Source organism: Micromonospora sp. I033, assembly GCF_053890995.1.
Genome location: NZ_JBSSLX010000200.1, coordinates 1 through 10,705, shown reverse-complemented (window position 1 = coordinate 10,705; position 10,705 = coordinate 1). Strand labels below are relative to the sequence as shown.

General features: G+C 74.3%; 13 protein-coding genes and 1 pseudogene. 5 read left to right on the top strand and 9 right to left on the bottom strand.

The window, feature by feature from the left end; all coding sequences use genetic code 11:
* Window positions 1–196 (top strand): annotated as a pseudogene (locus ACW0Q9_RS25025) (hypothetical protein); the annotation flags it as partial.
* Between the two features lie 73 nt (window positions 197–269).
* Window positions 270–860, top strand: a complete 591-nt coding sequence (locus ACW0Q9_RS25020; protein ID WP_456185300.1) for a pyridoxamine 5'-phosphate oxidase family protein — start codon at window positions 270–272, stop codon at window positions 858–860.
* 7 nt (window positions 861–867) lie between these two features.
* Here the strand turns inward: ACW0Q9_RS25020 and ACW0Q9_RS25015 are convergent, their stop codons facing one another.
* On the bottom strand, window positions 868–2,349 hold the full coding sequence (locus tag ACW0Q9_RS25015; protein ID WP_456185298.1) for a peptide MFS transporter: 1,482 nt from the start codon (window positions 2,347–2,349) through the stop codon (window positions 868–870).
* 222 nt (window positions 2,350–2,571) lie between these two features.
* Between ACW0Q9_RS25015 and ACW0Q9_RS25010 the strand changes: the two genes are divergently transcribed.
* Window positions 2,572–2,913, top strand: a complete 342-nt coding sequence (locus ACW0Q9_RS25010; RefSeq protein ID WP_046564157.1) for an RNA polymerase-binding protein RbpA — start codon at window positions 2,572–2,574, stop codon at window positions 2,911–2,913.
* Between the two features lie 67 nt (window positions 2,914–2,980).
* Here ACW0Q9_RS25010 and ACW0Q9_RS25005 read toward each other — a convergent pair whose 3' ends face one another.
* From ACW0Q9_RS25005 to ACW0Q9_RS24985, 5 genes are all read right to left on the bottom strand, one after another.
* Window positions 2,981–3,496 (bottom strand): FxsA family protein, encoded by a 516-nt coding sequence (locus ACW0Q9_RS25005; protein ID WP_456185295.1) that lies wholly within the window; start codon window positions 3,494–3,496, stop codon window positions 2,981–2,983.
* A 56-nt stretch (window positions 3,497–3,552) separates the two neighbouring features.
* Window positions 3,553–4,341, bottom strand: coding sequence for a polyprenol monophosphomannose synthase (locus tag ACW0Q9_RS25000; RefSeq protein WP_456185293.1), 789 nt, complete (start codon window positions 4,339–4,341; stop codon window positions 3,553–3,555).
* A gap of 25 nt (window positions 4,342–4,366) precedes the next feature.
* Window positions 4,367–5,971, bottom strand: coding sequence for an apolipoprotein N-acyltransferase (gene lnt, locus ACW0Q9_RS24995; protein ID WP_456185291.1), 1,605 nt, complete (start codon window positions 5,969–5,971; stop codon window positions 4,367–4,369).
* A 69-nt stretch (window positions 5,972–6,040) separates the two neighbouring features.
* Entirely contained in the window at window positions 6,041–6,439 is a 399-nt protein-coding gene (locus tag ACW0Q9_RS24990; RefSeq protein WP_456185289.1) for a hypothetical protein, read from the bottom strand.
* Complete coding sequence (locus tag ACW0Q9_RS24985) at window positions 6,436–6,732, bottom strand: hypothetical protein (RefSeq protein ID WP_456185287.1); 297 nt, start codon at window positions 6,730–6,732, stop codon at window positions 6,436–6,438. The genes ACW0Q9_RS24990 and ACW0Q9_RS24985 overlap by 4 nt, the downstream gene beginning before the upstream one ends.
* A gap of 119 nt (window positions 6,733–6,851) precedes the next feature.
* Between ACW0Q9_RS24985 and ACW0Q9_RS24980 the strand changes: the two genes are divergently transcribed.
* Entirely contained in the window at window positions 6,852–7,619 is a 768-nt protein-coding gene (locus ACW0Q9_RS24980) for a hypothetical protein (RefSeq protein ID WP_456185285.1), read from the top strand.
* Between the two features lie 402 nt (window positions 7,620–8,021).
* Here the strand turns inward: ACW0Q9_RS24980 and ACW0Q9_RS24975 are convergent, their stop codons facing one another.
* Window positions 8,022–8,213 (bottom strand): hypothetical protein, encoded by a 192-nt coding sequence (locus tag ACW0Q9_RS24975; RefSeq protein WP_456185283.1) that lies wholly within the window; start codon window positions 8,211–8,213, stop codon window positions 8,022–8,024.
* Window positions 8,214–8,251: 38 nt separating this feature from the next.
* Entirely contained in the window at window positions 8,252–9,274 is a 1,023-nt protein-coding gene (locus ACW0Q9_RS24970; RefSeq protein ID WP_456185279.1) for a zinc-dependent alcohol dehydrogenase family protein, read from the bottom strand.
* A 206-nt stretch (window positions 9,275–9,480) separates the two neighbouring features.
* Between ACW0Q9_RS24970 and ACW0Q9_RS24965 the strand changes: the two genes are divergently transcribed.
* Window positions 9,481–10,374 carry a helix-turn-helix domain-containing protein gene (locus ACW0Q9_RS24965; RefSeq protein ID WP_456185277.1) on the top strand — a complete coding sequence of 298 codons (894 nt, stop codon included), beginning with the start codon at window positions 9,481–9,483 and terminating at the stop codon, window positions 10,372–10,374.
* A gap of 41 nt (window positions 10,375–10,415) precedes the next feature.
* Here the strand turns inward: ACW0Q9_RS24965 and ACW0Q9_RS24960 are convergent.
* Window positions 10,416–10,705 (bottom strand): glutamate mutase L (locus tag ACW0Q9_RS24960; protein WP_456185275.1); only part of this gene is annotated, 290 nt, incomplete at its 5' end.

Below are 10,705 nucleotides of genomic sequence, written 5' to 3'. Positions count from 1 at the left end.
GGCGGTCCGGGCCGCCGAGCGGGACGCCCTCGCCGCCGACCTGGCGGCCGCGCGGCTGGCCGCCGCCGCCGTCGAGGCCCGGCTGGCCGCCGCCGAGGCCGACCGCGACGCCGCCCAGCGGCGGGCCGGTCAGCTCGCCGACCAGGTCAGCGACCTGGCGACCGCCCTGGCGCGGCTGGGTTCCCGGACCGGCTGACACGGACCGGCGCCACCGGCCACGGGCTGGGACAGGGCAGCGGGAGGTGGCCGCCGGCGAGGATGATCAGAGGGTGGGAAAGACGTACGAGCGCATCGACGGCCGGCTGCGGACCTTCATCGAGGCGCAGCCGATGTTCTTCACGGCCACCGCTCCCCTGTCCGGCGACGGCACCATCAACCTCTCCCCCAAGGGCCTGCGTGGCTCCTTCGCGGTGCTCGACGAGCTGACCGTGGCCTACCTGGACTTCGCCGGCAGCAACGCCGAGACCGTCGCGCACCTGCGGGAGAACGGCCGCATCACGCTGATGTGGTGCGCCTTCGCCGGCCCGCCGAACATCGTCCGGGTGCACGGGCGGGGCGAGCCGGTGTTCCGCGACGACCCCCGGTGGCCGGAGCTGCTGCGGCACTTCCCCGACATCGACCCGGACCCGCACGGGCTGCGGGCGATCGTCGTGGTCCGCGCCGAGCTGGTCCGCGACACCTGCGGCTACGCCGTGCCGCTGATGGCCTACGAGGCCGACCGCGACCTGCACGGCCGGCGGTTCGCCCGGGAGGACGACGCATCGCTGAGCGCCTACTTCGCCGGCAAGGAGCACGTCGCCACCAGCATCGACGGGCTGCCCGGCCTGCCGCTGCCGCTGCCGCCGACCCCGGCCCGGTGACCCCGCATCAGTGGATGCCGGCCATCAGCTGCCGGATCTGCCGGGTGAACATCACCGCGGCCAGCCCCAGCACCACCGAGGCGAGGCCGAAGGTCAGGAAGTACGTCGGCTCGGACCACGTGTCGGCCAGCCGCGCCACCTGACCACCGATCGCGTCGCCGACGGCGGTGGCGAGGAACCACAGGCCCAGCATCTGGCTGGCGTACTTCACCGGGGCCAGCTTCGTGGTGGCCGACAGGCCCACCGGGCTCAGCGCCAGCTCACCGGCGACCTGGATCGCGTACACCGCGACCAGCCACCACGGCGAGACCAGGTCGCCGCCGACGGCGGCCTGCGCGGCGGCGGCCATCAGCACGAACGACAGGCCGTTGAGCACCAGGCCGACGGCGAACTTCGTCGGCGTGGAGACCCGGTGGCCGAGCTTCAGCCACAGCGCGGCCGCCAGCGGCGCGCCGATGATGATCAGGATCGGGTTCACCGACTGGAGCCAGGACGCCGGGAAGGTGAAGCCGCCCACGTCCCGGTCGGTCTGGTCCTCGGCGAAGATGTTCAGCACCGACCCGGCCTGGTCGTAGATGAGCCAGAACGCGGCGGCGAAGACGAACAGCCACACGTACGCCTTCATCCGGCTGCGCTCGGTGGCGCTGATCTCCCGGTCGGTCAGGATCCGGGCGAAGTACGTGATGGTGACCAGCACGGTGACCAGGGTGAGCAGGTTGACCACGGTGTCGACGGTGAAGAGCCCGAGCAGGGCGAGCACGGCCAGCACGACGAGCACCGCCACGGTGACCACGGCGATGCGGGTCAGCGCCCGCCGCCGGTCCGCGCCGAGCAGCGGGTCGGCCGGCCGGGCGCCCGCGTCGCCGAGGTTGCGCCGGCCGAGCACGTACTGGAGCACGCCGAAGGTCATGCCGATCGCGGCCGCGCCGAAGCCCAGGTGCCAGTTGATTCTCTCGCCGAGGAAGCCGGTGACCAGCGGGGCGATGAACGCGCCCAGGTTGATGCCCATGTAGAAGATCGAGAACCCGGCGTCGCGGCGCGGGGAGTCCCGGTCGTAGAGGTCGCCGACCATGGTGGAGATGTTGGGCTTGAGCAGGCCGGTGCCGAGGACGATCAGCGTCATGCCGGCGAACACGCTCCACCGGGCCGGGATCGCCATGACGTAGTGCCCGGCGGCGATCACCACGCCGCCCCAGAGCACGCTGCGCCGGGCGCCGATCAGCCGGTCGGCCACCCAACCGCCGGGCAGCGCCATCAGGTACACCATGGCGTTGTAGGTGCCGTAGACGGCGTTGGCGGTGGACTCCCCGATGGCCAGTCCCTCGTCGGCGACCGACGCGGTCAGGTAGAGCACCAGGATGGCCCGCATGCCGTAGAAGCTGAACCTCTCCCACATCTCGGTGAGGAACAGCGTGGACAGCGCCCGTGGGTGACCGAAGAAGGTCTTCCCGCCGGGCGGTCGGGCCTCGACCGGCGCGTCACTGGTCATCGTCACCTCCGCACACGTGGAGGCGGCTAACATCCCCGTTGACACTCGAAACACTCCACCGATTCGGCCCGGCCGGGGACGACCCTGCCGGGCAGCTGTCATGACCGGCTACCCTTGGGGGTCCCGACTCCGCGCCGGCCCTGTCAGCGTGGGCGGGAATGGGCCGGCGGTGACGGACCGTTACACCTGAAGACCAGCACCACGAACGAGGGGAAGTCGATCATGGGCGAGCGTATGCTGCGCGGTAGCCGGCTGGGCGCGGTCAGCTACGAATCCGACCGCAACACGGAGCTCGCGCCGCGTCAGACCCGCGAGTACCTCTGCGCCAAGGGTCACCAGTTCGAGGTGCCGTTCGCCGTCGACGCCGAGGTCCCGACGACCTGGGAGTGCAAGTTCGACGGCAGCGTCGCCCGCCTGGTCGACGGCAGCGAGCCCGAGCAGAAGAAGGCCAAGCCGCCGCGTACCCACTGGGACATGCTGCTGGAGCGGCGCTCGATCGCCGAGCTGGAGGACATCCTCGCCGAGCGGCTGCAGGAGGTCCGCACCCGCCGCGGTCGCGCCTGAGCACCCGTAACGACGCAAGCGCCCCCGGGGATCACCCCGGGGGCGCTTCGTCATGTCTGTCCGGTTCTCACCGGCCGGGTTCGACGATCTCCCCCTCGATGGCCCGGCCGGGCTCGGTGACCGGCTGCGGCTGCGGGGCCGGCGTGGGCTGCGGCGCCCCCCGGCGCACCCGCACCCGGCGGGGCCCGAACAGGTCACCGGCGACCATCGACGACACCCGGCGCTCGGCGGCCCGGCGCACCCCGCCGCGGGCCAGCCGCCGCACCGGTGGCACCAGCAACAGCAGCCCCACGGCGCCGCTGACCAGGCCGGGCAGCGCCAGCAGCAGCGCGCCGAGCAGGCCCACGAGGCCGTCGGTGACCTGCTGGCCCGGCGGCTGCCCGGACTCCGCGGCGGCCCGGAAGCCGCGCCAGGCCCGCATGCCCTCCCGGCGCAGCAGCACCAGGCCCAGCAGCGAGGCCGCGAACACCAGCAGCACCGCGAACCCGAACCCGACAGCCCGCCCCACCAGGACGAAAACGGTCAGCTCCAGCAGCGCGAGCAGCAGCAGAGCCGGTGGTACGTACTTCAGTCCTCGGCGCATCTCACCTCATCCGCCCGGCGGTGTCATCACGCCCCTCCAGCATGACACGCCCGCGCTCACGGCCAGCGGGCCAGCGCGTCGGGGCGGCGCGCCGCCGCCCGCCGGTCCCGCAGCCCCCACGTGGTGATCCGCCACAGCGCCTCGGCCACGATCAGCGGGCTCATCTTGCTGTCGCCGTGCTCCCGCTCGGCGAAGGTGATCGGCACCTCGACCATGCGCACCCCGGCACGGTGCGCCAGCCGGGACAGCTCCACCTGGAACGCGTACCCCTGGGAGCGCACCGAGGCCAGGTCGATGGCGTCCAGCGCGGCCGACCGGTACACCCGGTAACCGCCGGTGGCGTCGGAGACCGGTACGCCCAGTGCCAGCCGCGCGTACAGGTTGCCGGCCCGGGACAGCAGCAGCCGCCGCAGCGGCCAGTTCAGCACCCGCGCGCCGCGGGTCCACCGGGAGCCGATCACCACGTCGGCGTCGCGGGCGGCGTTCAGCAGCGCGGGCAGGTCCTCGGGAGCGTGCGAGCCGTCGGCGTCCATCTCCACCACGGCGTCGTAGCCGCGCTGCCGCGCCCAGTCGAAACCGGCCAGGTAGGCCGCGCCGAGCCCCTCCTTGCCGGGGCGGTGCAGCACGTGCACGTGCGGGTCGGCGCCGGCCAGCCCGTCGGCGATCCCGCCGGTGCCGTCGGGGCTGTTGTCGTCGGCGACGAGGACGTCCACCGCCGGCGCCGCCTCCCGCACCCGGGCGACGATCCGCTGGACGTTGTCGGCCTCGTTGTAGGTGGGAATGACCACGAGGACCCGTCCCACCCCGGGATGGCCGACCGTCCGCCTGTCGGCTACCAAGCCCACCGTGTACCGCCTCCCGCTGGTCGTCCTACCCCGGGTCGGTCTCCCGGCGGCGGCGCAGCACGGCCGCGCCGGCCAGGGCCGCGACGGCGAGCGCCGCGAGCGCCACCTCCGGCCACACCCCCGCCGTGGTGGCCGGGGTACGCCCGTCGCCGAGCCGCATCTGCCGCACCACCACCGCGGCGGTGTTGAACCCGGTCGCCCCGTCTACCCGCCCGTCCGGGGAAACGAACCCGGAAACCCCGACCGTGGAGGCCATCAGCGCGGCGCGACCGTGCTCGACGGCCCGCAGCCGGACCATGGCCAGCTGCTGGCGGGCCTCGGCCACGTCGAAGGTGGCGTTGTTGGTCTGCACCACCAGCAGCTGCGCGCCGCCGGTGACGGTGTCCCGGACGATGCCGTCGTAGGCGACCTCGAAGCAGATCACGTCGCCGAGGGTGGCCGCGCCGGCGTCCAGCACGCCCGGGGTGCTGCCGGGGACGAAGTCGGAGCGGACCCGGTCGACCTCGGAGCTGACCATCCGGGCGATCTCGCGCAGCGGGACGTACTCGGCGAACGGCACGGGGTGCCGCTTGGTGTAGAGCTGGTCCAGGTCGGCGCCGCTGCCGGGGCGCCACAGCAGGCCGGCGTTGCGGACCTGGCCCTCGCCGGGGCCGAGCAGCACCGCGCCGACCAGGATGGGCGCGCCGATCGCGTCGGCGGCCTGGCTGATCCGGTCGCCGGCGCCGGGGTTGCGCAGCGGGTCGATGTCGCTGGAGTTCTCCGGCCACACCACCAGGTCGGGACGGCGTTGTGTGCCCGCGGCGACCTGTTCGGCCAGTTTCAGGGTGGCGTCGACGTGGTTGTTCAGCACCGCCTGCCGTTGGGCGTTGAAGTCCAGCCCGAGGCGGGGCACGTTGCCCTGGACGATGGCGACGGTGACGGTGTCGCCGCCGCCGCGTACCCCGGCCGGCACGGCGGGGCCGGCGGCGAGCACCGCGGCGAGGGCGGCGGCCAGCCCGGCCACCGGCCGCCACAGCCCGGCGGGCTGGCGCCAGTCGCGCCAGGCGAGGGTGAGCAGGATCCCGCCGGCCAGCGCGACGGCGAAGGTGACCAGCGGGGCGCCGCCGAGCGCGGCCAGCCGCAGCAGCGGGGAGGTGTCCTGGCTGAACGCCAGCCGCCCCCACGGGAACCCGCCGAACGGGGTGCGGTCGCGCAGCGCCTCCTGGCCCACCCACAGCAGCCCGGTGAGCAGCGGCCACGCCGCGCGGTGCCGGTCGGCCAGCGGGGACACCCAGGCGGTGGCGGCGCCGAGCAGCGCCAGGTAGCCGGCCTGGAGCAGGGACAGCAGCAGCCACGGCAGGTAGCCGGTGTGCAGGTTGGTCCACTCCAGCAGGGGCGCGAACAGCGCCACCCCGGCGAGGAAGCCCAGCCCGGCGCCGGCGCGCAGCCGCCGCCGGTGCGCCGCGGCGGCGAGCAGTGCCACACCGACCGGGGCGAGGGGCCACAGCCCGTAGGGCGGGAAGGCGACAAGCAGCGCCAGACCGGCCAGCAGGGCCGCCGGTACGGCCAGTTTCAGCGGCAGGGGACGACCCCCGACGTGCGGCCGTGCCCCGTCGGTGGCACGCGCTTCTTCCCGGTCCAGCGTCGTCACCCGCACCTCACCACGATCACGCGCCGAAGGCTACCCGGCGGGACGACCCGTCGGCCCGTCCGGGCGGGCTCACTCGGGCAGCCGGATCACCGGCAGGTCGTCGTCGCCGTAGCGTGCCTCGCCGGTGAGGATCGGGGCGTCGTGGTCGAGGCAGGCCAGCACCGTGGCGGCCAGGTCGGCCCGGCCGGTGAAGCCCCGCCAGTACGCCAGTTCCTGCCACGACCCGCCCGCCGTGGCGAGCACGGCGCAGGCGTCGAGGGCGAGCAGGCGCCGCAGCGCCGCCCGGTCCTTCGGGTCGTCGACGGCCGCGTACGCCTCGGCGGCGGCGACCGCGGTCACCCCGAAGCGCACCCCGTCGGCGATCACCTCGTGCAGCGTCTCCCCCACGTGCACCGACCCGCCCAGGTACGCCAGCAGCGCCGACCGGTCCAGCAGCAGCCGCACGGGCGGGGGGTCCGGGTCGCTCACGCGGCGGTGACCCGGCCCGCGGGATCCGCGTCACGGCGCACCCGGTCCCGGATCGCCTGGTAGCGCTCGGCGGGCCAGGCGACGTCGACGGCGGCGCGCGCCGCGCGCGCCCGGGCGACGCCCTCCTCGGTCACCGCGATGCCCTGCTGGGCCAGCTCGGCGTCGAGGGCCTCCCGGCGCATCAGCGCCCGGGCGGCGTGCACGAGGAAGGCGCTGGCGTTGGGTTCCCGTTCGAGGCGCTCGGCGACGTCCGGCGGGACCGAGATCGACAGCTTCCGCACCGCTCCGGTCATACCAGGAAGCATAGCCGGTGGCACCGGAGTTCCGGTGGCGCGGCGGCGTGCGTATCCAGGGATTTACCTGGTTGAGCGGTGGGTACATCGGCAGGCAGCCCACCCGAGGGAGGTGTCCGGTGAGACTGCGTGTCCCGGTGGCGACCATGCTCGCCCTCCTGCTCCCCCTGACCGGTTGCGGCGTCGCGTGGGACCTGGCCGGCGGCGGCGCGGACCCGTCGCCGACGCCCGACTCCGCGGCGGCGCTGCGCGAAGCCGCCGAGGCGCTGGACCGCGGCCCGTACAGCTTCCAGTTCCGCACCCACGACACCATCGGGGTGGGGGCGGTGGACGGCGGCGACGGCTGGCTGCGGTTGCGTGCCGTCGGGGGCGACGCCGGCAAGGCCCGCGTGACGTTCGAGGTGCTGCACCGCGACGGCGAGCACCTGGCGCGCAGCAATCCGCTGACCGGGGACCGGTGGACCCGGATCGACGTACGCAAGGTCGACCCGGCGGCCCGCGCCCGCCTGGAACGGTTCGGCGACCCGGCGCACGCGACCGACCTGTTCGCCGGCATCGCCTCCGCCGAGCCGTCCGGGACCGGCCGCTACCGCGGCACGCTGGACCTCACCCGGGTGCCGGGCCTGGACACCAACGGGCTGGTGGACGAGGAGCGTCTCGCCGCGCTCACCGGGCAGCAGCGGGCGGCCGTCGCGTTCGAGGCCTCGGTGGACAGCCAGCAGCGGCTGCTCGGCCTCCGGTTCACGCTGCCGGCCGCCGGCGGCGAGCCGGAGCAGCCGTCGGAGATCAGCTACTCGCAGCACGGGTTCAAGCCGGATCTCGGCGCGCCGTTCGAGGGGCGGATCGATCCCGCCCCGGCGGCCGTCTACGAGGTCCTCAACAGCTGATCGCGGGGGCGACGAAAATCGGGGCGCGGCTCGCGCCGCGCCCCGATGCTCCCAGGCCCTTCCCGGCCGGTGGGGCGAGGAGATCAGCGCCGACCTTCGGACCGACCGGACGTGGACTGGCTGCCCCCGCCTGGCCGTTGTCTACTGGCCGTGCCTCTCACCCTGCCCATACACCGGTAACCGCGGCCGGTTCGCGCCGCCCCGCCGACCCCCGCCCGCTGGACCTGGCCGCCGCAACCTTCCGGTCGCTCGGCCAGCGGACGAAGGGACGAAGCGAACAACAGCCGCTTCCCGTGGTAGGACTCAAAGACGGTACGGCGTCCACCCCCGCCGCTGTCAACCCACCCGGGCCTGTCGTGTGTTGCGACACGGCGTGTCGCGTCGGCGCGTCTCGATGCGCCGTCAGGCGGTGCGCTGGTTCGCGGTCCGGTACTGCTCGTCGGGGAGGGGATCGCGCCAGGTGGTGGGGTCCTGGCCGCCGGGCGGCGCTTCGAGCATGGCCAGGTGGCTCATGAACGTGTCGGCGGCGGCGCCGTGCCAGTGTTCCTCGCCGGGTGGACAGATGACGGTGTCGCCGGCGCGTACGCGCAGCACGGTTCCGTCGCGGGTGCGCTCCTCGTCGCGTGGGGTGGTCAGGGGCGCAGCAGGGCCTTGATGCTGCGGCGGCCGTCCATGGCCCGGTAGCCCTCGGCGGCCTGCTCGAGGGGCAGGTCGAGGTCGAAGACCCGGCCCGGGTTGATCGTGCGGTCGCCGATCAGGCGCATCAGTTCCGGCAGGAACCGCCGTACGGGTGCAGGTCCGCCGTGCAGGTGCACCAGGGACCAGAACATCTCCATGCCGGGCAGGGCCACGTCGTGGGTGACGCCGACGAACCCGACGTGCCCGTTCGGGCGGGCGCTGTGGATGGCCTGCAGCATCGACTCCTGGGTGCCGACCGCCTCGACCACCGAGTGCGCGCCGAGCCCGCCGGTCATGTCCTTGATCCTGGCCACGCCCTCGTCGCCGCGCTCGGTGACGATGTCGGTGGCGCCGAACTCGCGGGCGAGCCGCTGCCGTGACTCGTGCCGGCTCATGGCGATGACGCGGTCGGCGCCCAGTTGCCGGGCCGCGAGGACGGCGAGCAGGCCGACCGCGCCGTCGCCGACGACCGCGACGGTCCTGCCGGGGCCGGCCTGGGCGGCGACGGCGGCGAACCAGCCGGTGCCCAGCACATCGGACGCGGCCAGGTAGCTGGGGATCAGGTCGGCGGGCGGCACCTCGGGCGTGGCGACGAGGGTGCCGTCCGCGAGGGGCACCCGCAGGTACTGCGCCTGTGAACCGAACATGCCCATCGGTACCCGGTGCACGCAGGCCGACTGGTAGCCGTCCCGGCAGATCTCGCAGGTGTTGTCGGAGGCCCAGAACGAGCCGACCACGAACTGGCCCGGCTTGACGCCGGTGACGTCGTCGCCGACCTCCTCGACGACGCCGACGTACTCGTGGCCCATCGGCGTCGGGCCTTCCACCTTCTGGACCCCCCGGTACGGCCACAGGTCCGAGCCGCACACGCAGGTCGCCGACACGCGGATGACGGCATCGGTCGGTTCCTCGATCCGCGGATCCGGGCGGTCCTCCACCCGGATGTCGCCGGGTGCGTGCATGACGACACCACGCATGATGTTCTCCCTTGCCGATCAGTGATCGTGTGACGTGTTCCCCCTGAGCCGGACCGGTGAGCCACCTCACGGAGTGCCCCGACACCGGGTGGCTAGTCCCGCTCGGGAACCAGGTAACCCCGTTTCCGCGCCGGCAGGGAGTTCCTGCTGAGGGGTGTACCGGCAGTACATGGCTACCGCGGCCCGCGCCGCGTACGGTCGACCGCGTGGACAACCAGGACCAGGTCCGCGACTTCCTCGTCTCGCGGCGCGCCAGGATCACCCCGGCGCGGGCCGGCCTGCCGGCCGGCACCCGACGCCGGGTGAAGGGGCTACGCCGCAGTGAGGTCGCCGCCCTCGCCGACGTCAGCGTCGAGTACTACGCCAAGCTCGAACGCGGCCACCTCGCCGGCGTCTCTCCCGGCGTCCTGGAAGCCGTCGCCCGCGCCCTGCAGCTCGACGACGCCGAACGCGCCCACCTGCTGCACCTGGCGCAGGCCGCCGAGGGTTCGGACGCACTCGCCCGGCCCCGCCGGCGTCCGGGCCGGCAGGCACCGCTGCATCGCAGCCTGCAGTGGACCCTGGACGCGATCACCGCCGGACCCGCGTACGTCAGCAACGGCCGGCTGGACCTGCTCGCCACCAACCAGCTCGCCCGCGGTTTCTTCAGCGACATCTACACCGCCGGCGGAGCCCAGCCGCCGAATCTGGCCCGCTACCAGTTCCTCGACCCCGCCGCCCGCCGCTTCTATCCCGACTGGGAGCTGATGGCCGACGTCACGGTCGACGTGCTGCGCACCGAGGCGGGCCGCGACCCCCACGACAGGGACCTCCACGACCTGGTGGGCGAGCTGTCCACCCGCAGTGACGCCTTCCGCACCCGGTGGGGCGCCCACAACGTCCGCCGGCACGGAACCGGCACCAAACGGTTCCACCACCCGGCGGTCGGGGACCTCACCCTCGCCTTCGAGACCCTCGCGATGACCGCGGAACCCGGCCTCAGCCTCGTGATCTACACCGCCGAGCCCGGCACCGCCGCCGAGGACAACCTGCGGCTGCTCGCCTCCTGGGCGGCCTCACAGGGGACGGGCATTCGCGGCGAGGAGCTCGCCGCCGAGTAGCCCTCGCCGCGGCGGCACCGGCGACGAGGGCGGCCCGGCGTTCAGCCGGCGAGATGCCGGCGCAGCAGCGCAGCCGCCGCGCCGGGGTGGTCGGCGGCGAGCAGCCCGCCGGCGGCCAGGACGTAGTCGACGTCGACGACGGCGCGGGCGGCGCGGGGCAGCGGCCACCCGCCGGCGTGGTCGGCGAGGACCGCGGCGAGCACCGCGGCGGCGTCGCCGGGCGCGGCGTGCCGCAGCACCCCGCCGGAGCCGACCATCAGCTTGACGTCGCGCAGGTCCCGGCCGGCGCGTTCGCCGGTGGCGGCGCCGCGGGCGTGCCGGCGCAGCGCCA